This is a genomic window from Aminobacter sp. AP02 (assembly GCF_003148805.1).
Taxonomy (GTDB): domain Bacteria; phylum Pseudomonadota; class Alphaproteobacteria; order Rhizobiales; family Rhizobiaceae; genus Aminobacter.
This window is the reverse complement of sequence record NZ_QGGX01000009.1, coordinates 1-23,894: the sequence shown is the minus strand read 5'-3', so window position 1 is coordinate 23,894 and position 23,894 is coordinate 1. Positions and strand designations below refer to the sequence as shown.

Annotated in this window: 17 protein-coding genes; 16 read left to right on the top strand and 1 reads right to left on the bottom strand. The window is 60.6% G+C overall.

What is annotated here, in order from left to right; genetic code table 11:
* Positions 1-22: 22 nt before the first annotated feature.
* From C8K44_RS13140 to C8K44_RS13110, 7 genes are all read left to right on the top strand, one after another.
* The gene (locus C8K44_RS13140) at positions 23-1,225 is read left to right on the top strand and encodes a M20/M25/M40 family metallo-hydrolase (RefSeq protein ID WP_109576251.1); all 1,203 of its coding nucleotides are present in this window, start codon (positions 23-25) and stop codon (positions 1,223-1,225) included.
* A gap of 136 nt (positions 1,226-1,361) precedes the next feature.
* Positions 1,362-3,197: an SLC13 family permease gene (locus tag C8K44_RS13135; protein WP_109576250.1), complete on the top strand. Its 1,836-nt coding sequence runs from the start codon at positions 1,362-1,364 to the stop codon at positions 3,195-3,197.
* Positions 3,198-3,266: 69 nt separating this feature from the next.
* Positions 3,267-4,373: an efflux RND transporter periplasmic adaptor subunit gene (locus C8K44_RS13130; protein ID WP_245417467.1), complete on the top strand. Its 1,107-nt coding sequence runs from the start codon at positions 3,267-3,269 to the stop codon at positions 4,371-4,373.
* Complete coding sequence (locus C8K44_RS13125) at positions 4,370-7,459, top strand: efflux RND transporter permease subunit (RefSeq protein ID WP_109576248.1); 3,090 nt, start codon at positions 4,370-4,372, stop codon at positions 7,457-7,459. Before C8K44_RS13130 ends, C8K44_RS13125 begins: the two co-directional genes overlap by 4 nt.
* 88 nt (positions 7,460-7,547) lie before the next feature.
* On the top strand, positions 7,548-8,105 hold the full coding sequence (locus tag C8K44_RS13120) for a hypothetical protein (protein WP_109576435.1): 558 nt from the start codon (positions 7,548-7,550) through the stop codon (positions 8,103-8,105).
* Positions 8,106-8,246: 141 nt separating this feature from the next.
* Positions 8,247-8,750, top strand: coding sequence for a DUF1269 domain-containing protein (locus C8K44_RS13115; RefSeq protein ID WP_109576247.1), 504 nt, complete (start codon positions 8,247-8,249; stop codon positions 8,748-8,750).
* A gap of 310 nt (positions 8,751-9,060) precedes the next feature.
* Positions 9,061-10,170, top strand: a complete 1,110-nt coding sequence (locus C8K44_RS13110) for a helix-turn-helix domain-containing protein (RefSeq protein WP_245417466.1) — start codon at positions 9,061-9,063, stop codon at positions 10,168-10,170.
* 205 nt (positions 10,171-10,375) lie between these two features.
* On the opposite strand, the gene C8K44_RS13105 is transcribed toward C8K44_RS13110, so the two are convergent.
* Positions 10,376-11,470: an AraC family transcriptional regulator gene (locus C8K44_RS13105; RefSeq protein ID WP_109576433.1), complete on the bottom strand. Its 1,095-nt coding sequence runs from the start codon at positions 11,468-11,470 to the stop codon at positions 10,376-10,378.
* A gap of 569 nt (positions 11,471-12,039) precedes the next feature.
* On the opposite strand from C8K44_RS13105, the gene C8K44_RS13100 reads away from it, so the two are divergent.
* From C8K44_RS13100 to C8K44_RS13060, 9 genes are all read left to right on the top strand, one after another.
* Positions 12,040-12,951, top strand: coding sequence for a LysR substrate-binding domain-containing protein (locus C8K44_RS13100; RefSeq protein WP_109576246.1), 912 nt, complete (start codon positions 12,040-12,042; stop codon positions 12,949-12,951).
* Between the two features lie 136 nt (positions 12,952-13,087).
* Positions 13,088-14,242, top strand: coding sequence for an ABC transporter substrate-binding protein (locus tag C8K44_RS13095; RefSeq protein ID WP_109576245.1), 1,155 nt, complete (start codon positions 13,088-13,090; stop codon positions 14,240-14,242).
* A gap of 195 nt (positions 14,243-14,437) precedes the next feature.
* Positions 14,438-15,436, top strand: coding sequence for an ABC transporter ATP-binding protein (locus C8K44_RS13090; protein ID WP_109576244.1), 999 nt, complete (start codon positions 14,438-14,440; stop codon positions 15,434-15,436).
* The gene (locus C8K44_RS13085) at positions 15,433-16,401 is read left to right on the top strand and encodes an ABC transporter permease (protein WP_109576243.1); all 969 of its coding nucleotides are present in this window, start codon (positions 15,433-15,435) and stop codon (positions 16,399-16,401) included. Before C8K44_RS13090 ends, C8K44_RS13085 begins: the two co-directional genes overlap by 4 nt.
* A 161-nt stretch (positions 16,402-16,562) precedes the next feature.
* Positions 16,563-17,378 (top strand): ABC transporter permease, encoded by an 816-nt coding sequence (locus C8K44_RS13080; protein ID WP_109576242.1) that lies wholly within the window; start codon positions 16,563-16,565, stop codon positions 17,376-17,378.
* 123 nt (positions 17,379-17,501) lie between these two features.
* Positions 17,502-18,929: a gamma-aminobutyraldehyde dehydrogenase gene (locus tag C8K44_RS13075; RefSeq protein ID WP_109576241.1), complete on the top strand. Its 1,428-nt coding sequence runs from the start codon at positions 17,502-17,504 to the stop codon at positions 18,927-18,929.
* A 104-nt stretch (positions 18,930-19,033) separates the two neighbouring features.
* Complete coding sequence (locus C8K44_RS13070) at positions 19,034-19,522, top strand: ester cyclase (protein WP_109576240.1); 489 nt, start codon at positions 19,034-19,036, stop codon at positions 19,520-19,522.
* Between the two features lie 216 nt (positions 19,523-19,738).
* A complete protein-coding gene (locus C8K44_RS13065; protein ID WP_158282734.1) occupies positions 19,739-20,512 on the top strand; it encodes a GntR family transcriptional regulator in 774 nt (257 codons plus the stop codon).
* A gap of 863 nt (positions 20,513-21,375) precedes the next feature.
* Positions 21,376-23,894, top strand: a 2,519-nt coding sequence (locus tag C8K44_RS13060; RefSeq protein WP_158282733.1) for an autotransporter outer membrane beta-barrel domain-containing protein, incomplete at its 3' end; no start/stop codon positions are given.

Here is a 23,894-nt window from a genome sequence, read left to right as displayed (position 1 = left end):
ATCAAAACGATCGGATGAAACCATGAGCAATACCTCACAACATCTCGACGCCGCCGCAGCCGAAGAGCATCTGATGCGGTTCCTTTCGGTCGAAGGCGTAACCGGCCACGAAGCCAACATTGCTGCTGCCGTTTCCGATGCGCTGAAGAAGATCGGCGTGCCGGCTTCCGCCATCCGTTTCGACGACGCCAACAAGCGCATCCCGCTGCCAACCGAGACGGGCAATCTCATTGTCGATCTTCCCGGCACGCGGCCTGGTCCGCGCCTCTTGTTTTCGACCCATCTCGATACCGTGCCGCTCTGCGCTGGCGCCAAACCCAGGAAAGAGGGCGACAGGATCGTATCGGACGGCACCACCGCACTTGGTGGCGATGCGCGTACCGGGGTTGCGCTCCTCGTTGTCCTTGCCGAGACGCTGATCAAGCACAAGCTGCCGCATCCCCCGATCACCTTGCTGTTCACCGTCCGCGAGGAAAGTGGCCTGCATGGCGCGCGTGAACTCAATCCTGCCGATCTTGGCGGCGCTGTCATGTGCATCAATGTCGACGGCCAGTCGGCCTCGGACCTGATCATCGGCGCGGTCGGGCAGGAGAACTGGGAGGTCGAGATCAAGGGGCGCGCGTCACACGCCGGGGTGGCACCCGAAAGAGGCATATCGGCGACGATGGTCGGCGCCATGGCGCTTGCCGAGGCGCGCGGCGCTGGTTGGTTCGGCAAGGTGGTCAAGCCCGACGGACACGGCACGAGCAATGTTGGCATTTTTGGCGGCAAGGATGGCAAGCCGGCAGGCGATGCCACCAACGTGGTCACCGACTACGCATACATCAAGGGCGAGGCGCGTAGCCCCGAATCTGCTTTCGCGGCCAAGATCGCGGAAGGCTATCGCGACGCTTTCGCCAAGGCCAAGGCTGCGGTGGTTGACCATGAGGGCGATACCGCCGAGGTGAAGTTCAGCCAGGTAAAGTCCTACCCACCCTTCAAGCTCGAGCAGGACACGCCCGTCGTGAAGCGCGCCACCAAGGCGCTCAAGATGCTGGGCATCGAACCGAACTACCTGTTTTCCAACGGTGGCCTGGATGCCAACTGGCTCGACAAGCATGGCATCCCCACAATCACCATTGGTGCCGGTCAGGCTGAGATCCACACCATCAAGGAATATGTGAACCTTCCCGAATACGAGAAAGGCTGCCGCATCGGCGTGCTTATGGCGACGATGGAAGACTAGCAGTTGCTGGAGCGCGCACGCGACCCCTCGACATTCCGCCGCCGAAGCACCTTGCCCAAGGTCGTGGCAAGCATCTTCAGCGGCGGTTGCTTTCGAGGGTGCAGCCTTGACATAGCCCCAATGAGGAGCTGAGCGATTGAGCCCCATCGCATACACCGCCACCATAATTGCCATCGCCGTTGTGCTGTTTGTCTGGAACAAGATTCCGGTCGTCCTCGTGGCGATGGGCGTCGCATTGGCGCTCTGGGCGACAGGTGTACTGACGCTTGGCCAGTCGCTCGGCGGTCTCGGCGATCCGGCCGTCATCTTCATCGCTTCGCTGTTTGTGGTCAGTTCCGGGCTCGAGGTAACCGGCGTGACGGCGTGGGCCGGCCAGCTTCTGATCCGAGGCGCCGGCGAAGAAAGCCGCACGCGGCTCCTGCTCTTGACGATGCTGCTTGTGTCGCTGCTCACGGCCTTGATCAGCGTCAACGGCGCGGTCGCAGCATTGTTGCCGGTGGTGGTGGTGATCGCGGTCAGGCTCAAGCGCAACTCATCCCAGTTGCTCATGCCATTGGTCTTCTCCGCGCATGCCGGCTCGATGCTGGCATTGACCGGAACACCTGTGAACGTGCTCGTGTCGGAAGCCGCAGGTGATGCCGGCGTGGGCACCTTCAGTTTCTTCGAATTCGCCCTTGTCGGCATACCGCTGCTGCTAGGTACGATGGCGATCATCGTGCTGTTCGGCCAGCGTCTTTTGCCTGAGCGCAATGGCGCCACGATGCCCGCCGATTTTAGCCGCCACGCCAAGACGCTGGTCGAGCAATACGGCCTCGCAAGCGGCGTTTATCAGATGCGGGTCCGCGCAAGTTCGCCCTATGTCGGTGCGGCCTCGACTTCGATCAATCTCGTCGATTATCCGGGGCTGCAACTCGTTGCCATCCAGGATGGTGAATCCGCAAGCCCGATCCGCAGGCAGGTTGTGGCGGAAGGTGATCACCTCTTGCTGCGCGGCGACGCTGAATCGGCCGCGTCATTCGGAGCTACGATGCATCTCGCGTTTCGCGAGGAAGCCAAGCCCGGCGAGGGCGAAGAGACATTGTTCAACCGTCACTCCGGCCTCGCCGAGGTCGTGATCCCGCCGCGTTCGGGCCTTGTCGGCCACAAGGTCTTTCCGGGCATGGTTACCGACAGCGGCGACCTGATCATCCTGGCTGTGCAGCGCGGCGGGGCAGAGATCGCCGCCGACAGCGCGACCAAGGAGTCAGGAGGCATCGTCCTGCAGTCCGGCGACACCATGCTTCTTCAAGGCACATGGAAGGCGCTGGATCTCCATCTCGACGACCCGGACGTGCTGGTTGTGAGTTCGCCCGAGCTGGTGCGTCGCCAGGCAGTGCCGATGGGGCCGGGCGCGCTTCAGGCGATCATCATCCTGATCGCCATGGTCGTGCTTCTGGCTACTGGCATCGTGCCGCCTGCGGTTGCCGGCCTGTTGGCTGCTGGCGCGATCATCATGACGGGCATCATGAACGTAGAGCAGGCATATCGCGCCATCAGCTGGACCACCGTCATCCTGGTTGGTGCGCTGATGCCCCTTTCCACCGCGATGGTGGAGACTGGCGCGGCGAAGCTTATGGCCGAGCATCTGGTCAATTTCGTCGGCGATGCCGGCCCGCTTGCCCTGCTGGCCGGGCTGTTCCTGCTGACCGCCATCATGGGACAGCTCATCAGCAACACTGCAACCGCACTGATCGTCATCCCGATAGGGGTGGCGGCGGCCACCGCGATGGGCATCTCTCCGCGTCCGGTGTTGATGAGCACGGCAGTTGCAGCCGCTGCCGCATTCCTGACGCCGATTGCAACTCCCACGAACCTGATGGTGATGGGGCCGGGCGGCTATGCGTTCAGCGACTATTGGAAGCTCGGCCTGCCGCTGCTGATCTGGTTTTTCGTCGTGTCGGTTTTCATCGTGCCGATGATCTGGCGCTTCTGACAAGGACCGGCGGATCATGCGCAGCCGAAACCTGAATTCACACATGCATCTCAAGAAGGGGGCTTCTTCATGACACCGCGTCGCCCGGCATCAAGACACAATGCCATGCTTGCCATGGCTGCCACTACCGTTGCTTCATTTCTTCTTGTCGGATGCCAGCGGGAAGAAGAGACCGTGGTGCTGCCGCCACGCCCGGTGAAGACGGTGGCAGTGTCGTTCAATCCCGAAGATACATTCGGTTCGCTCGTCGGCGAGATCCAGCCACGGGTAGAGACCAGCTTCGGTTTCCGCCAGGGCGGCGAAATCAGGGAACGCGACGTCGAGGTCGGCGACATGGTTGAAGTCGGCACCGTGCTGGCGCGCCTGGATATCGAGGACTCCCAGGACGCGGTGCGAAAGGCGGAGGCCAATCTGTTTGCGGCCCAGTCTAATTTCGACAACGCCGACATGACACGCAGCCGCCAGGAGCGGCTTTATCCGGCGACCATCAGCCGTGCCGCGCTCGATGCTGCCATCGCGCAGGCGAACGCCGCGCGCGCAGGCGTAGACGCAGCCCAGGCGGCTGTGCGCGTTGCCCAAAACAACCTCGACAACCGCGTGCTCAAGTCCAACGCGGCCGGTGTGGTGACGGCTGTCGGGGGTGATGTCGGGCAGGTTGTCGGCGGTGGACAGATGATCGTGCGTGTCGCCCAACTGGCGGAGATGGACGCAGTCTTCCAGGTGCCGGAAGCTGCGATCCAGGACGCCAGCCGCGATGTGACGGTCGAGGCGCGCTTGTTGAGCAACCCGAACAGCAAGGCGACTGGCACCGTTCGCGAAGTCTCCCCGACCGCCAATCCGGTGACCCGCAACTTTACCGTTCGCGTTGCCCTTGACGCCGTGCCCGGCGATTTCCGTTTTGGCAGTGCTGTTCGTGGCACGCTCCAGCTCACGGGCGAGCCCGTCGCGCGTCTGCCGATGACGGCGCTGTTCAATCAGGACAATCGACCTGCCGTCTGGGTCGTCAACCCGGCCGACAGCACCACCAAGCTCGTGCCGATCGATGTGGCGCGCTTCGAAACCCAGGATTTCCTCGTCTCGAGCGGATTGAAGGAAGGTGACAACGTCGTTGTCGCGGGCGTTCAACAACTGCGTCCGGCCATGCCTGTCCGACTGCTTGCCGGAGCCGCGCAATGAACGGTGGATTCAACCTTTCGGAATGGGCGATCAAGCGCCAGGGCTTGGTCATCTTCCTGATGTTGCTCGGCGCCATCGCCGGCGCCATCTCCTACGTGAACCTTGGGCGCAGCGAAGATCCTGATTTCACGGTCAAGACGATGCTGGTTCATGCGGTCTGGCCAGGCGCCACCATTGAACAGACCGTCGATCAGGTTACTGACAGGCTTGAGCGCTCGCTTCAGGAGGTGCCGCGCCTCGATACATTGCGTAACCTGACCAGCGCTGGGCAATCCGTCATCTATGTCAGCCTCGAGGATTCGACCCCGCCCGACGAAGTTGCCGACCTATGGTACCAGGTACGCAAGAAGATAGGTGACATGCAAACGACCCTGCCTCAGGGGGTCCGCGGTCCTTTCTTCAACGACGAGTTCGGCGATACCTTCGGCATCATCTACGCCTTCACCTCCACCGACTTCAGCGACCGCGAGGTTCGAGACTGGGCATACGAGGCCCGCAACAGGCTGCTGCGTCTCGACAATATCGGGAAGGTCGAGTTTCTGGGCACTCAGGACGAGACCATCTACATCGAGTTCTCAACCAGGCGGCTGGCAAGCCTTGGCCTCAGTGCCGCGACGGTGATCAGCACCATCCAGGCGCAAAATGCAGTCCTGCCGGCTGGCACCATGACCACGGAGGCCGATCGTACGATCCTCGAAGTATCGGGTGATCTGCGCAACGAAAATGACATCCGCAATCTGAACATACCGACGACGTCGGGTTTCGTGCGCCTTGGCGACATCGCCAGTGTGGTTCGCGGAACCGTCGATCCGCCGCAGCCGATGTTCCGCGTCAGGGGAAAGCCTGCAATCGGGCTTGCCGTGTCGATGGAATCGGGCGGCGATATCCTGGAGCTCGGGCACAACATCGATACGGTGATGACCCGGTTCGAGCACGATCTGCCGGTTGGCATCAACATGATTCATGTCGCGAGCCAGCCTGAAGTCGTCACGAACGCTATTCGCGGCTTTACCGTTTCGCTGACCCAAGCAGTGATCATCGTGCTCGGCGTCAGCTTCGTGGCGCTTGGATTCCGCGCCGGCCTGGCTGTTGCTGTTTCCATCCCGCTCGTACTGTGCATGACCTTCCTGTTGATGGACATCACAGGTATCGCGCTACAACGCGTGTCGCTTGGAGCGCTGATCATCGCGCTGACGCTGATGATCGATGATGCCATGGTGGCGGTCGAAATGATGATGGCCAAGCTCGAGGAGGGCTATGACAGGGTAAAGGCCGCCTCATTTGCCTATACCTCGACAGCCTTCCCAATGTTGGCGGGCACGCTCGTTACCATCGCCGGCTTCATCCCTGTGGGCCTGGCGCGAAGCGTGTCGGGCGAATACGCGCGATCGCTCTTTTTGGTGATCACGTTCGCACTGATCCTGTCATGGCTGATTGCCGTTCTGCTGACGCCGATCGTTGGCCTTGCAGTCTTGAAGTCCGGCTCAACTACCGGCGAAAAAACTGAAAGCAGGCTCGTTCGCGGCTTCAAGAAAATCCTCTATGCCTGTGTTCGGCTTCGTTTTGCCGTAGTGCTGGGCACGGCCGCGATGTTCGTCGTGGCTTTGATGGGTTCGTCGCTGATGAAGCGGCAATTCTTCCCGCCTTCCGATCGTCCGGAGCTGATGCTGCAGCTTGTCCTGCCACAGAGCGCTTCCACCTCAGCAACTGCCGCTGAGGTCGAGCGTGTCGAAAAAATTCTCGCGGCCGACGAGGATGTCGTCGACTGGAGTTTCTACGTCGGATCGGACGCCATTCGCTTCTACCTGCCGATGGACATCCAGGCGCCGGCGCCGTTCCGTGCTCAGGCCGTGGTAATCGCCAAAAGCGTAGCCGCGCGCGATGGCTTGCAGGCAAGGCTGCAGCAGGAGCTCGATGAGAAGTTCCCCAACATCGTTGCCCGTGTTTCGCCGTTGGAAATGGGACCTCCGGTCGGCTGGCCGGTGCAGTATCGGGTCAGCGGTCCAGATGTGGCCGGCGTTCGCGACCTTGCATGGAAGGTTGCCGACGTCGTCGGTGACATCAATGGGGTCATTGCGCCCAATCTCGACTGGAATGAGCCAATCCGGAAGGTCGTGATCGATGTCGATCAGGATCGGGCACGGCTGGTAGGGCTGAATTCGGCGGCCATCGCACAGACGCTGTTTGCCACGGCATCGGGCCTCCCGATCACGCAGGTTCGCGATTCCATTTATCTGGTGAATGTCGTTGCCCGCGCGGCTGCCGAGGAGCGCACCAATATCGAGACGTTGCGTTCCCTGCAGATCCCGATCGGTCCGAACAAGACGGTTCCACTGTCCAGCATCGCCACCATCGAGTACCAGACAACGCAGCCGATCATCTGGCGCCGCGACCGCGAGACAACCATCACCGTCCAGGCCGACGTCAAGGAAGGCGTCATGGCGGAGAGCGTGGTCAGTGCGGCGGAACCCAGGATCGACCAGTTGCGCAAGGACAACCCGAACTTCAGCATCGAGGTTGGCGGCTCCGTCGAAGGTGCCGAGACAGGCATGGGGTCGGTGCTCGAGATGATCCCGCTGATGGCGATCGTCATGGTCATCATCCTGATGTTCCAGTTGCAAAGCGTCCAGCGCCTGCTCCTGGTCGTCAGCGTGGTTCCGTTGGGACTGATCGGCGTCGTGCTGATCATGCTGGTGACCAATACGCCGGTCGGCTTTATTGCGGTGCTCGGCATGATCGCGCTGATAGGCATGATCACCCGAAACTCGGTGGTGTTGATTGACCAGATCGACAAGCGCATGGAAGCCCAGGGCAAATCCTGGCAGGGCGTCATCGATGTCACTGCCGAGCGTGTCCGGCCGGTGTTCCTCACCGCAGGCTCGACGATCCTTGGCATGTTGCCGATCATCCGCGATCCGTTCTGGGCGCCCCTTGCCTTCACGGTCATCGGTGGCCTGGTGGTTGCCGCCGCCCTGACCCTGATCTTCTTGCCGGCGCTCTACATCATATGGTTCCGCATTCCGGCCGAGCGCGATCCGGCTCAGGCCAAAGCCCATCCGGCCGAGTCCGCGGTATTGGCCGGCTGAGCAAGGCAGAGGCGAACCCACCCGGTACTGATCGGGTGGGTTGACGAACGCTCTGCTTCCGCGTCGAACTGAAAATAGGACGGACGATTTGGCCAACTCGATCGAGATCCGTCTCGAGGACGTTTCGCAACTGTTCGAAACTATGGACCCGTTTCCCTTCCGGGATCGAGACCTGGCAAGGGACGCTGACGCGTACATTTTCGACTGGGCGCACGAGCTGCCTCGCAACCAGCCGTTCGAAATCACCATCCACTTGCCGGCGAGTGCGGCGCAAAGTCCAGCGGTTAGCAGCCTGGACAAGTCGATCCCCAATTTCTTCAACTATCGGGCGGGGGTCGTCGGTCGCGAACTGAGCGACCTGTTCAGGGTAGGGCGGCGTACGCTCCTGGTCGGTCTGGCCGTGCTAGGCTTGTGCCTGGCTGTCGGCCAGACGCTCGCCGCGTTGGTTCCCAGAAGTGGCATAGCGCATTTCTTCGAGGAGGGCCTGATCATCGTTGGCTGGGTTGCACTCTGGCGCCCGCTTGAGATTTTTCTCTATGACTGGTGGCCGATCGCCCAAAACAAGAAGCTTTACCGCCGCCTGGCCGAGGCTCCCGTGCGCGTCCAATTCCTTGACGGCAGGGCAACGTCCGGCGGAACCCGTTGACCTTTGCCATTACGCGCTCAGAATGGAACGCAGTGCCTAGCTACGGGATTTACGGCTAATCCCTCCCATGCGTTGGGCGCGATATGGTCTGGCGTTCGCAACGCTTGGCGTTCGTTCACTCGTTTGAAATTGGAGTTCGTCATGTCTGATCTGATCGTCATCGTCTATCCCACGGAAGCCAAGGCGGAAGAGGTGCGGGAACGCCTGTTTGATTTGCAGAAACAATATCTTATCAAGATAAGCGATGCCGTCATCGCAACCAAGAACGAAGCCGGCAAGATCAAGCTGAACCAGTTGCTCAACACGACCGCCGCCGGTGCGGTGTCTGGCAGCTTCTGGGGGCTGCTGATTGGTGTGCTCTTCCTCAATCCGCTGCTTGGCGTTGCCGTGGGAGCGGCCTCGGGCGCGCTCGGTGGCGCCATGAGCGATTTCGGCATCAATGACGCCTTCATGAAGGAGCTGTCAGGTAGTCTCCAGCCGGGCAATGGCGCTCTTTTCGTGCTGGTGCAGGAAATGACCGCCGACAAGGTGCTCAAGGAGATCGCCGGCTTTGGCGGCGTGGTGCTCAAGACCTCGCTCGACGAAAGCAAGGAACAGGTCCTGCGCGACGCGTTGCAGAAGGCTTCCGCCACGCCGGCAAGCTGAGCTTCAAGCAAGCATGGTGGGCCGAACCAGTTCGGTTCACCATCTGCGGCGGGGAAGGGAACGCCCCTCCGGATGTCGGGCGGCGAAGGCTGCTGGACATTTCGCCAACGTCTGCCGGCGCGCTGGGGCGCATTGCGCATCGCTCAGCTGCGGTCGGAGCCAGGCATCCTTCCAAAAATCATCTGGCTTTCTGCTACATTCTGTCGCAAGTTTAGCGGCCGGTCGGCGCAGCGAGAGGTTACCTGACTCACTGGATCGATAGTTTGGGCACAGCTTTGCGGTGAGTTCGATGTGAATCGGAGAACATCCATTGGATATTCGCGAGCAGCCTACCGAGGCGGGCGTTTCCACTTTTTCAGAGTTCGAACAACATACGGACCGGCCGGTCGGCCAACACCTTCAAGGCTTCGAGTTCTCGACGTCGGAATTGCCAATCAACGATCAGTTTGCCGGCTGGCGCGACAATTTCGCGCCCATGTTGTCTTTCTCCGCATCCCAGGACACAGCAAGCGGCTTTGACGGACAGCAAGTGATCTGGGACTTGGGCAGTCTCGCTTTCTCGAAGATACGCACGCAAGGGCTTCAGTTCACCAGCCTGCCCGGGCATGTTCGCCGGGACCCGCTGGATCACTGGATGATGACCCTTCTGCTCGACGGCCACTCCAATACCGTGGGTCCCACGAGGGTGCTCGATTGCGATTCAGGGCTGGTGCAGGTCCATCCACTCGGGCGGCCTTTCGAAGGTCATGTCAGCAACAGCGAAATGCTGATGCTGATCGTGCCCCGCGATTTTTGCCGCGACGCGGTCGGCACGATGGATGCCGCCGAATTCTCGGCGCTCGACACTGGAATGGGCAAGCTTTTCGCCGATTTCATGGTCGGCTTGGAAGCGAGCCTGCCGACGCTCAATCCTGAAGACCTCCCCGGATTGGTCTCGGCCATGCGGGCCATGATCGTGGCTTGCGTCGCACCTACCGCCGATCATCTTGAAGCTGCCCAAGATCCCCTCGGGACCGTGTTGCTCGAAAGGGCGCGCCGTTTCGTCTCGGCCAATCTCTATGATCCAGACCTTGGTGCCGAAATGCTGCGGCGTGCGCTCGGTATCTCCCGAACGCGGCTCTATCGGCTGTTCGAGCCGACCGGCGGGGTGATGAGCTACATCCAGCACAGGCGTCTGCTCGATGCCCATGCGGCACTTGCCAATCAAAGCGATGGCCGAAAGATTCTCGAAATTGCCGAGGAACGCGGTTTCAGCGACGGCGCCGACTTCAGCCGTGCCTTCAAGCGCAAGTTTGGCTACAGCCCAAGCGATGCCAGGACGCGCGGACTGGGCGAGGGCGGGGTTAAACCTCATGCCGAGATCGAAGCGGAGGCGCCCTCAAAGCGCTGGGGCAAATTGTTGCGAAGGCTACAGGGCTGACACCTTCTGTCAGCAATCGCCACGGTTCTGGTCATGAGTTTCATCAAGCCTGGCACTTGAACAGGCAAGCGCCTGGACGACGCCGTTTAACATTTGGCTGTGGCCCAGCGGTACTCCTGGTAGAGCTCTCGCTGCTTGACCGGTTCACGATATCATGGCGAAGCCAACGGCTATCGTGCAACCGGCGCGGATCTGGATGCGGGGTTCATCGCGTTGGATTGGCGCTCTCTTCCTGGCTTTTCCGGTCTCTGGCTAGAGCAGAAGCAAGCCAAGCTTCGGTAGTTGATCCTTCCGTCTTTCCATTCTTCTTGGCCCAGTTCAGATACAGGGTGGTGCCTTGGGAACGCATGGCCAAGGCCAGAGCCGAGCTTGGGCTCAATTCGTATCGCTTCCGGAAAGCACGACTGAAATGTGCCTCGCTGCGAAATCCGTGCTGGTGTGCGATGACCGAAATCTTCAGCTTGCCAGCGGATCTTACGATGGCCTGGAGGCTCGCCGTCAACCGCTCACCAAGCAGCCAGCGTTGCACCCCGCCATGGGCCTCAAACGATCGAAACAGCTTCGATCGCGAAACGCCCAGTGCGACCGCCAGATCTTCGGGGCCAAACTCCGGGTCGGATATTTTCTTTTTGGCCAGCCGACGGGCGCGATCCAGGACAGAAACATCGTCGCGCTTCTTTTTCGGTACCGCTGAAGGAAAGGTAGTCGCGGCAAACCGCAAAATGCCGTCGACCGCCGACTGAGCCTGGTCGACCGTGAGCCCGTCGATATGATCGATAAGCGATCTCATCTGGATCCCAAGAAGGTTACCGGCGCTGCTGTTTGCAGGCAGTACCACGCCGTGGACAATGCCTTGAAGCGCGGCCGGGGCGCTCGCCCTGTCGAAGGTGACTGTTATCCCTTCGTAGCCGGGCGTTTGGGATTCATAAGGCAAGGAATAGTCGACGGCGACGATATCGCCGGGAACATGAGTTTGCTTGTGTCCGTCGTAGTCGGTCACGACGCTTCCGCGTGTAAGCAGATAAAGCGACATCTGAGAGATTGGTCTTTCATCAATGACGCGCTGTGTCCGAGCCATGCTCATGGCTGACCCGCCATTGATCTGCACAAATGCCTCGGGAAGCTGCCATGTGCAGCCGTGAAAGTCGAACACTGCCGGGTCAGCGTCATCCGGTATGGCACAGTCCACAAGGAAAGAGAGGGCCGCCTTCCACGCGGCGAAGCATTCCAATCCGGGAGGGAACGGCCAAACAATACCGCGCGCGGTGCGTGACTGGGGACTGGTTTGAGCTTCGAACATCCAGTACCGTCCCGTAAGGTGGTCTACCCGCATCCGCAATGGCAGTTCATTACCAAGTCATAGCTGGGTAAATCGATATGTTGCAATGTTTCGATGCCGACCGCTCTATTGCAAATCCAACGAAAACGTCACCAGAGGCATGGCTTCGTTTCGAAGACAATTCCTGTGTTCGGGTGTGGCAATTCGAGATATTTCTGCAGGAAACGTTACATTTGGCTAGATCTTGTCAATTCAGACGCCGGCTTACGTGATGTTTTGAACAAGCGGTAAATTGATCCAGCTTCACAGGCGCGAAACGCCGACGCAAGACGACAGCATAGTTGTCCGCGCCGGCCATCCAGCAGAGCATTTCGGGTGAACTGCTTAAGAGCCCTTGCACGGCCAGATTGTGCTGTCACTGCCCGGGTGGCAAATTGGGACGGGCAGTCAACAAGATGAGACGCACAGTCATGGCGTCCGAAATGGCCACCATATCGATGTCAATCCGAAGCGAGCCTTGATCCGTTCAAGTAAGCGAAGACACGAGGCTGCCCCTTCCAAAATGCCTCGGCGCCCTGTTTAGTCCGGCCATGGCCTTCACGCTCCGTCAACTCCAGTTCTTTGTCGCCGTCGCCGAGCAGGGCACCATCTCTCGGGCGGCACAGAACCTGTCGATCTCGCAATCCTCGGTGACCGAGGCAATCAAGGAACTGGAAGGCGATCTCGGCGTCGAGTTGTTCGAGCGTCACCCGCGTGGTCTCAACATCACCCACAAAGGCCATCAGTTCCTGCGCCACGCTACCAAGATCCTTGCCGACGTCTCCGATGCGCGCCGTACATTCTTTGGCGGGCAGGCAAGAGCCACCGGCCAGCTCAAGCTCGGCGTCACGTCGTTGGTCGCTGGCTACGTGCTCTCGGATCTTTTGGCGCGTTACCGACGCGCACATCCGGCGGTCGAGATCTCCGCCATCGAAGACAATGGCGATTACCTCGAGCACCTGCTGGTCGGCGGCAAGCTGGACCTTGCGGTCATGGTGACCTCCAATCTGCGCGATCGCATGGCGTTGCAATCGGAAATTCTCGAGGTTTCGGCATACCGCCTGTGGCTGCCGCTCGGTCACCCGCTGGCTTCCGCAGAGATCATCAGCGTTGGCGATATCGTTTCCGAGCCGCTGATCATGCTGTCGGTCGACGAGATCGAGGAAAACACCGGCAAGCTGCTTTCAGCGATCGGCGCCAAGCCACATGTCGCCTTTCGCACACGTTCGGTTGAAGCCGTGCGCTCGCTGGTGGCGACCGGCGCAGGTGTCGCGCTTCTGCCTGACCTCGTGTACCGGCCATGGTCGTTGGAAGGCGACCGTATCGAGTCCCGCGATGTGTCGGGATCGCTGCCGGTGGTGCAGGTTGGCATGGTTTGGCGGCGCGGCTCTTCGCTGCCGGCCGCGGCGCGCGATTTCATCGGTATTGCCCAAGCTCAGCGGACAGTTCGCCAGAAGCTTTGACGTGCCTGCCTGGTATCGGGAAAACCGATATCACCCTTCTTTCAAATGAATTTGCGAAACCTGCGCTTTCGCAGCACCTTTCGTTTCAGGGCAACGCCGCCGATCGAGAGCGGCCCCTGCAAATGGGAGAATCGAGATGAAGGCATTTCTGAAATCCTGCACGGCCATCGCCTTGGCTTGCAGCTTTTCCGGCCAGGCTTTTTCGCAGGTCAAGGAACTCGGCAAGGGCGAGGGCCAGCTCAACATCATCGCGTGGCCCGGTTACATCGAGCGTGGCGAGACCGACAAGAACTACGATTGGGTGACGGACTTCGAAAAATCATCCGGCTGCAAGGTCAACGTCAAGACCGCGGCGACCTCCGACGAAATGGTGGCGCTGATGAACGAGGGCGGCTTCGACCTCGTCACCGCATCGGGCGACGCCTCGCTTCGTCTCGTCGCCGGCAAGCGCGTTCAGGAAATCAATACGGACCTCATCAAGAGCTGGTCGACAGTCGACGAGCGCCTCAAGGATGCGCCGTGGTTCACCGTCGATGGCAAGCACTATGGCGTGCCCTATCAATGGGGTCCCAACGTGCTGATGTACAACACAGACGTGTTCAAGGAAGCGCCCAAGAGCTGGAACATCGTGTTCGAGGCGATGGATCTGCCTGACGGCAAACCCAACAAGGGGCGCGTACAGGCCTATGACGGCCCGATCCACATTGCCGACGCCGCCAACTATCTGATGGCGCACAAGCCCGAGCTCGGCATCAAGGACCCGTACGAACTCAATGAGGACCAGTACAAGGCGGCACTCGACTTGCTGCGGGTCCAGCGTACGCTCGCAGGGCGCTACTGGCACGACGCCATGATCCAGGTCGACGACTTCAAGAACGAGGGCGTGGTCGCGTCCGGTTCCTGGCCGTTCCAGGTCAACCTGCTCAAATCGGAAAAGCAGCCGATTGCCTCGACCATTCCGGAAGAAGGTGCCACCGGTTGGGCCGACACGACGATGATGCATGTCGACGCAGCCAATCCGAACTGTGCCTACATGTGGATGGAGCATTCGCTGAACGCCAAGCTGCAGGGCGATCTTGCTTCCTGGTTTGGCTCGAACCCTGCGGTGCCCGCTGCATGCAAGGGCAATGCACTGCTCGGCGACGAAGGCTGCAAGACCAACGGCTTCGAGGATTTTGCCAAGATCAAATTCTGGAAGACGCCCGTGTCGAAATGCGCCACCCAGAACGACCAGTGCGTTCCCTACTACCGCTGGGTGTCGGACTATATCGGTGTGATCGGCGGACGCTGAGGCCGCAACGATGCCCCCTCGCCAGGCTGCGATGCGGCCAACCCTTTCTCCTTGGGGGAGAGGGGGCGGAGGCCGGCCCTGAACGATAGCCCGCTGGCAGCGTGAAGGCACGGGCCGTCGAGCGGCCCAATGCGTAGCCATGGCGCAGGCATCCAACCAGAATACACATGGCACAGACATCGGAAGCTTGAGACGATGACCCCAGCAGTCGCCTTTCAGAAGACATCGCGCCATTTCGGCGCGGTGCGCGCGGTCGATGCCGTCGACCTCGAAATCAAACCCGGTGAGTTCTTCGCCATGCTGGGACCCTCGGGTTCAGGCAAGACCACCTGCCTCAGGCTGATCGCCGGCTTCGAGCAGCCGACTTCCGGCAGTATCTCGATTTTCGGCGAACGCGCCGAGGGCGTGCCGCCTTATCGCCGCAACGTCAACACTGTGTTCCAGGACTATGCGCTGTTTCCCCATCTCAACGTGCTCGACAACGTCGCCTACGGGCTGATGGTCAAGGGTGTTGGCAAAGACCAGCGGCTGCGCGAAGCCGAGGAAGCGCTACGTCTGGTGCAACTGCCGGGATACGGCTCGCGTCGGCCCGGGCAGCTCTCAGGCGGCCAAAGGCAGCGGGTGGCTCTCGCACGTGCGCTCGTCAACAAGCCAAAGGTGCTGCTCCTCGACGAGCCGCTCGGCGCGCTCGACCTCAAGCTGCGCGAGAGCATGCAGGAGGAACTGAAGGCGCTGCAGAAAGCGCTCGGCATTACCTTCGTCTTCGTCACCCACGACCAGGGCGAGGCGCTGTCGATGGCTGACCGGGTGGCCGTGTTCAACGACGGTCGCATCATGCAGGTCGGTGCGCCCGAGGAGATTTACCAGCGCCCGGCCTCGCGCTTTGTCGCTGATTTCGTCGGTTCATCCAACGTGCTGCCCCCCGATTTCGTCCAGCGTTATGTCGGTCAGCGCCGCTGGGGCAGCCTGCGCCCAGAATCGATACGCATCGGGCGTGGAACGTCTGGCGACGGCGTCGCCGCGCGTGTCGTGTCACGGCATTATCTAGGTGCCGCCACCAAGCTCGCGCTCGATGCCGACGGCCTGAGGTTGCATGCGACGTTGCCGTCAGGCATGGCATTGCCGGACGATGGCGATCATGTCGTGCTTACCTTCAATCGCGACCAGCTCCATTTGATGGAGGATCAGGCGTGAGTGTCGAAGCCATCACCGGCACAGACGCTGCCGCAGCGATCCTGCCCAAGCGCGGGGGCATCGGCGGATCGCTATCTGACCTGTTGTGGCGTCGCCCGGGGTTGCTGCTGTTTTTGATGCTCGCGCCGCCGCTACTCTGGCTTGGTGTCATCTACATCGGATCGCTGCTCGCACTTCTGGCGCAAAGTTTCTTTTCGATAGACGAATACTCCGGCCTCATTGATCGGCACTTCACCTTCAAGACCTATGGCGATTTGTTCCAGGCGGCGAATATCGACATCATTGTCCGCACGGTAACGATGGCGGCGCTCGTCACGCTCGCCTCGGCCATTGTCGCGTTCCCGATCGCGTACTACGCGGCGCGTTATGCCCGGGGAAAATGGAAGGCACTGTTTTATCTCGGCGTCATGCTGCCGCTTTGGTCGAGCTATCTGGTCAAGATTTACGCCTGGAAGCTGATCCTTGCCAAGGAAGGCATCCTCACCTGGCTGTTTGCCAAGCTGCATCTGTCGTGGCTGCTCGACAGCTGGCTATCGCTGCCCGTTGTCGGTGGCAACTCGCTGTCGGTCTCCTTCACCGGCACCTTTATCGTCTTTGTCTATGTCTGGCTGCCGTTCATGATCCTGCCGATACAGGCAGCTCTCGAACGCGTGCCTGGAAATCTTGTCGAGGCGTCATCCGATCTCGGTGCATCGCCCGGGCAGACATTCCGCAACGTGCTGTTTCCTCTGGCGCTACCCGGCATCGTAGCTGGCTCGATCTTCACCTTCTCGCTGACACTCGGCGACTACATCATTCCGCAGATCATCGGCACCTCCCGGCTGTTCATTGGCCAGGCGGTCTATGCCCAGCAAGGTACGGCCGGCAACATCCCGCTCGCCGCCGCCTTCACTGTGGTGCCGATCGTCATCATGGGCTTCTACCTCTGGGGCGCCAAACGCATGGGGGCTTTCGATGCGCTGTGATTTTGCAGACAGGCGTTGCCCCTCACCCTTACCCTCTCCCCGTAAGTACGGGGAGAGGGGGGCTTGGACGTTGCGGCAGCGTCTCCTCTCCCCGTTGTTACGGGGAGAGGATGCCGGCAGGCAGGTGAGGGGCGGCGCTAGCCTGGCAGCAGGAGGCCCCAATGCGCTCTGACCGTTCGCAATCGGCTCCGACAGGCCTGAAGATCGCGGCTGCCGCAGGCCTTGCCTTCCTGCATCTGCCGATCCTTTTGATCTTCGTCTACGCCTTCACCACCGAGGAGAAGAGCTACCAGTGGCCGCCGCCCGGGCTGACCACGCAGTGGTTCGCTGTCACTTGGGGGCGACCCGACGTTTGGCAGGCGCTCGGGCTTTCGGTGCAGGTCGCGGCGATCTCGACGTCGATAGCATTGGTCCTAGGCACCCTCTGCGCGGCAGCCGTCAGTCAGACCAGGTTCTTCGGCCGTGAGGCGATCTCGCTTCTGGTGATCCTGCCGATCGCGCTGCCCGGCATCATCACCGGTATCGCGCTGCGCTCGGCCTTCAGCCTGGCCGAGATTCCGTTTTCGTTCTGGACGATCGTGCTGGGCCACGCCACGTTCTGCGTCGTCGTCGTCTACAACAACGCGGTGGCGCGGTTCCGCCGCACCTCCGGCTCGCTGATAGAAGCCTCGATGGACCTTGGCGCCGACGGTTTCCAGACGTTCCGGCATGTGATCCTGCCCAACATCGGCACGGCGCTGCTCGCCGGCGGCATGCTCGCCTTTGCGCTCAGTTTCGACGAGGTCATTGTCACCACATTCACCGCCGGCCAGCAGCAGACGCTGCCGATCTGGATGCTGGAGGAATTGGTGCGGCCGCGCCAGCGCCCGGTCACCAATGTCGTCGCCATGGTCGTGGTACTTGCGACTCTGCTGCCCATCCTCGTTGCCTATTACCTGACCCGCGAAGGCGATCAGATCGCCGGTGCTGGCAAATGAAAAACAGCGAATAGCGAATAGGGAGTGGTGAGTAGTGAATAGGAACGAACGATTGAACGGACCTACTCGCTACTGACCACTCACTACTCGCTCACTTGAGACAAATATTCAGGGAGAGCTCATATGGACACCCAGATGCTGATCGGATCGACCTTCGCAAAGGGGACCGAGACGGAGGAAGCGATCCTCAACCCGCGCACCGGCGAGACGATTCTCAACCTGCCAGAGGCTTCGCCGGCGCAGATCGAGGCGGCGGTGGCGGCCGCCGAGAGGGCGTTTGTGAGCTGGTCGAAGACGACGCCGGCGCAACGCTCGGGTTATCTGCTCAAGATCGCCGACCGTATCGAAGCGGAGGCGGAAGCGTTCGCCAGGCTCGAGGCCCTTAATTGCGGCAAGCCGATCAATGCCGTGCTTAACGACGAGATCCCTGCGATCGTCGACTGCTACCGCTTCTTCGCCGGGGCCGTACGCTCGATGCCTGGGCTGGTGGCGGGCGAATATCTGCCCGGCCATACCTCGATGATCCGGCGCGACCCGATCGGCATCGTTGCCTCCATCGCGCCATGGAACTACCCGCTGATGATGATGGCGTGGAAGCTCGCGCCCGCTATCGCTGGCGGCAACACGGTCGTCTTCAAGCCTTCCGAGCAAACGCCGCTGACGGCTCTTAAGCTTGCCAGAATTCTAGCGGAGGTCTTGCCGGAAGGCGTTGTCAACGTCGTGCTCGGGCGTGGCGAGAGTGTCGGCAATACGCTCATCAACCATGCCAAGATCAACATGATCTCGATCACCGGCGACGTCGCCACCGGCAAGAAGGTGTTGCAGGCGGCCGCCAAGTCGGTCAAGCGCACCCATCTCGAATTGGGTGGCAAGGCCCCGGTCATCGTCTTCGACGATGCAGACATCGACGCGGTAGTCAGCGGCTTGCGCGCCTTCGGCTATTACAATGCCGGCCAGGACTGCACCGCCGCCTGCCGCATCTATGCCGGCAAAAAGGTCTACGACAAGCTCGTCGCCGACCTGTCGTCGGCCGTGTCAACCATCCGTTTTGGCCAGGCCGACGATACCGAAAACGAGATCGGGCCGCTGATTTCGCGCCGCCAGCGTGACCGCGTCGCTTCATTCGTAGAACGGGCTTCCGAACTCAAGCACATCGAGATCACCACTGGCGGCAAGCCGGGCGAGGGCGGCGGCTTCTACTATCAGCCGACCGTGGTTGCCGGAGCGCTCCAGGAAGACGAGATCGTGCGCCGAGAGGTGTTTGGACCGGTTGTTTCTGTCACGCGCTTTTCCGATGTCGACGAGGCGGTCAACTGGGCCAACGACAGCGACTACGGGCTCGCGTCGTCAGTGTGGACCAAGGACATCTCTCGCGGGATGTCGACGGCCGCACGGCTGCAATATGGCTGCACCTGGATCAACACGCATTTCATGTTGACCAACGAGATGCCGCATGGCGGCCTCAAGCAATCGGGATATGGCAAGGACATGTCAGTCTACGCGTTGGAGGACTACACCGCCGTCCGCCACGTCATGATCGCGCATGGGTGAGCAGCCGGCTCCGCCCACCGCGCGCCAGCTGCGCTGCCGGGCCGCTGCCACCTCAGGAGGCCGGGACCCGGCAGGTTGTTGAAGGAAACAAGGGAGGAAGAAACATGCAACGCCGTCAGTTTCTCGTATCCGCGGCCATCGCTGCCACATTTGTCGCAACTGCTGCACCCGTCTTCGCGCAGGACAGCCCGCAGGCAACCATAGAGGCCTATCTCGCCGCCTGGAATGCCCATGACTCGGCCAAGGCGGCGGAGCACTTCGGCGATAAGGTCGTCTACTACGACGCCTCAGTCGGCAAGCCGGTCGAGGGCAAGGATGCCGCAAAGACCGGAGTTATCGATAATTTCCTCAACGCCGTTCCCGACGCGGTCTGGAAGATGAAAGGCGCGCCGGTGGTGCAGGACGACCGCGTGTCGTTCGAATGGGAGTTTTCCGGTACCAACACCGGCGATTGGGCCGACGGCACCAAGGCAACTGGCAAGAAGTTCTCCTTCACGGGAGCCTCCATGTTCTCGGTCAAGGACGGCAAGATCGCTACCCAGAGCGACTATTACGACGCTCTCGGGTTCTACAAGCAGCTTGGCCTGATGTAGGGCAGCGTAACTGGTCAGAGCCTGGGGCGCCGTAGGGTGCGTCGACGCGAACGCAGCTACTCCACGGTCGTGGTCTTCGTGCGGTGGTCAAGCATCAGCCTCGCGATTGGTTGAGGACTTGTGTTCGGGACTTCGGCGCATCCGATTGTTTTTGCGCTGGACGTTGCATCGCAAAAAGTGCCATTTGCATCGGCCTTTGCTGTAATGCGAGTTGAAATGCCCAATCGCTATCTCTCTCCCGCCCTGCAGGGGCTTGGTGCCGTTTCGCTGACGGCCCCTCTGGTCGGCGTTGAAGCACAGATTTACGACCGGCTTTGGAACGCTATCCTCGACCGCAAGGTTCGCCCTGGCACCAAGCTTTCCGAAGACGAGATCGGCGCTGCCTTCAGCGTCAGCCGCACCGTCATCCGCAAGGTGCTCGTCATTCTGGAGGAGCAAGGCATCATCAACCTTCCGGCCAACCGCGGCGCCTATGTCGCTGCGCCGACGCCGGAAGAGGCGCTGGAGGTGTTCGAGGCCAGCCGCATCATTGCCCGCCATGTCGTCGCCGAACTCGCCGCCGCGCCCGAACGCCTCGGAGCCGAAGAGCGCGCACGTCTCGATGCGCATTACGAAATGCAAAAGCAAGCGGCGGCCGCCAACGACTACCACGCCATGCGTCGGCTTGTGGTCGAGTTCTACCTGCTTCTTGCGCTGCTCTACGGCAACAAGACGCTGGCTGCCGCGCAAGAACGCTTGATGATGCGCGGGGCGATGGCGATCACACTTTACCAGGAACACCTGGTGTTGTGGCCGCCACATCAGGCTCATCGTCCGCTGGTCGAGCTGATCTATGCCGGCGAAGTCGAAAAGGCTGTCGCCCATGTCGATCAGCTGTACCGCACCACTGAGGCCAGCCTGCGCCTTGCGCCGCATGATCAGGAAATCGACCTGCTCGCCATTTTGACTGCAGACGACGGTCCGGCCCTTCAGATTTCGCCAAAAGCCTGACACAGGCCTAGCATTCGGTCGGCCAATACCAACGTGCCGCAACGCAGCCTTTGGCGGTCGTCGCCAAGCGACGCGCATGCGCGTCCTCAGCTCGTCCCTGTTGTTTCTGAAATCTAGGATTGCAGAAAAGTCCCGGCTGCAGTCAGCATTCGTGCATCGGCAGTACGCGTCGATAGGCCGAGCACACAATGCATGCGCCTAGCCGGCGTTTTGCATCCAATCCCAATCAAGGCAATTGCCAATACAAGTACCAATTCCTGCCGCCAGTGGATTGGAGGTTAGACGGATTGGTATTCCAGGTGAAGTCAATTGATCTAGATCAAAGAGCCAATCAAAAGCCTATGCAAATGGTTAATCGCCCTTTATTAGGGCGCCTGCATGTGCATCGCGCCGTGCAGCCAAACAGCCAAAGGCTCTCGAAATTGAACATACGTGGGTGGTTATCGACTAGATGCGGGGGGCCAGACGCTCCGCTGACTGGTCAACGGTCTGGTTGCGTCGTTGATGTGATCCGATGCAAGACGATTGGAGTTTCGATCATCTCAGGGGTCGTCATCAACCGGTACGGGTTTGGTTAGAATTTGTTAACAGATGCCAAATGGCAACATTGCGTAACAATCTTCCATCAAAATAGTTTCCCTAACGTCCTGTTTGCTTGCGTGACGCAAATTACACGCGCACCTTAAAGTGGGCTGTTGGGGCGTGGCGGAGGTGCTTCCGTGAACAGCATTTATTTGCCCAAATCTCACATCTATGCAGTTACCCCCGCAGACCAGATGCTCTGGTCAGGGACGCCCTCCGTACCTATGTTCTTGGGCCTTGAGTCCCCAATCGCTCTGCCTGCGAAGACGCTGGAGGCGGAAATGTCGGTTGAAGCAAATACCGTCAACAACGGCAAACGTCGTCAGTCGAGAGTTCAAAAACGTCTGCTCGAAACGACTGGTATTGCGTCGCTTCTGGTTTGCTTTGGATCATTGGTCTCGCCAGCAGACGCCGCATGTGGCCCTAACAACAACCCGACCTACAACGCCCCGGTTACCTGCACGACCACCAACGCCAACGCCAACCTGACTATGGCAGGGCCCTCGACGGTTACGGTAACGGACGCGCCTGGCACGCAGGATGCTGTTCGCTCGCAGGTGAACGGCAATACCGGCAATGCGACTATGACGCTCAACGATGTGACGGTCATCAACAATGACCTCACCTACCCATCAATCGGCGTCTACGTCCTTATAGCCGACTTCACCACGCCGACCGGCAATGGCGTGTTGAACATGACGGGGACGAACAACGTTACCACCGCCAACGGAACGACGGTCGAAGTCAACGTTCGTGGCACAGGCAGTGCCACCATGAACCTTTCGGGCACGCTCAACGTCACCAGCCTCGTGACCAATACCGACGACAATGACGGTATTGAATCCACGACCCATAACGGTGGCGCTTCGACGATCAACATGGCTCAAGCTTCGGGTGTCGTCAGCGTCAAGGGCGGCAACGGCATCCTGATCGATTCCCTTGCGTCCGGTGGAAACATATCGGGCAATATTGGTTCCGGCATGACGATCAACTTGGACAACACGATCGCAGGCGCCAACAATGCCCTGAATCCTAACTCGGGCATCTATACCTTCACTCAGGCAACCGGCACGATCAACCTGACGACTGGCGCGGCGATCAATACTACCGGTAATCGAGCCGACGGCATTCGGGCTGTGGCGGTCAGAGGACAAGTCAGTGTAACAAATACTGGCGCCATCGCCACGACGGGCACCAATAGCCGGGGCATCGAGATCGCAACGACCGCCGGACCCAACGGGCCTGGCGGACCGATTACCGCGAACAACTCGGGGGCCATCACGACGAGCGGGCTTACCAGCTCAGGAATTCTCGCGACCTCGACCGACGGCAACCTGTCGATCACCAACAGCGGCGCGATCAACACCTCAGGCCAGCAGTCTCACGGCATCCAGGCGACGACGGCAAACGCCGGCACCTCGACCGTCAGCACCGCGGCGGCGATCAACGCCCGTGGACTTCAATCGGTCGGTATCTATGCATTGGGCAGCACTTCAAGCGTGACCGTCGACGCGGGCGGCAGCGTCTCCGGCGGATGGGAACCAAGTTCCGTCAGCCCGCCGTCCGCCGGTGTCGCCATCGGCTCGACCGGCGGTGCCAAGACACTTACCAACAACGGCACGATCGGGGCGCTGTCCGACCGTGCCATCGCTGAACTGGACCGGTTCGTTGTGGGCGTAGCCAGCCCGCTCACTATCGTCAACAACGGCAACATCACCGGCTATATCCAACTTGGCGGAGGTGACGCGACCTTCCGTAACCTGACGCCGAACTCGTTCGACATTCGCCATTTCGCCGATACCAACGGCGATGGAATCCGCGACACCAAGCGGGTCGCCATCTCTAGGTTCGGCACCGGAAACGATACGTTTCTCAACGAAACAAACGGCACAGTGCGCCTGGCGCCAGTGGCCGGCGCAGCCGTTACCGAAACAATAGGCTACGCGGTGCCGACGACGGGTATCGACAGCCGGCCACTTGAAGCCAGTTTTTACGATTTCAACCGCGAGGGCCTTCTGCAAGGCCAGTTGACCAATCTGGAAACATTCGACAACGCTGGCACGATCGATTTGCGCGGTTCTGTCGTTGGCAACACGTTGTTAATCACCGGAGGCCCCGGCGTCGACGGTGTGCTGCTGCCCGGCAATGGCGTCTTCATCTCCGATGGCGGCAAGTTGCTGGTCAACGCCATGCTGAATGCCGGTATTCCACTTGCCGGCCAGACCAACTCTTATTCCGACATGCTGATCGTTGATAGCACCCAGCTCGGTGCAGGTGGCCCGACCGCGATAACCGTGACCAACGTCGGGGGGAGTGGCGCTCTCACTCCGGGCAACGGCATTGAAGTTGTCGAGGTGCGCAACAAGACGGCCTCGGTAGCTGGTGCGTTTGCGTTGAACGGCGACTATGTCACCAAGGATAGCCAGCAAGCTGTGGTTGGCGGCGCCTTTGCCTATACTCTCCACCACAATGGTGTCGGTGGCGACACCGCTGACGGCAACTGGTATCTGCGTTCGCAAATTGTCCCGACGCCTCCCGGTCCGACTCCGCCCAATCCGCCCAATCCGCCCGAGCCGCCGCAGCCGCGCTATCAGCCCGGCGTGCCGATCTATGAGGTCTATCCGCAAAACCTGCTTGCGCTGGCGGCGGTGCCGACCATGCAGCAGCGTGTCGGCAACCGCTACTGGACCGAACCCGCCCCGGCCCCCGAGACGGTGTTCTGCAAGGACGCCTCGCAGAACTTCCAGTGCCCGGTCACCGGCGCGCAGGCGCAATATTACGCCGGCGCTGCCGTCGGTAA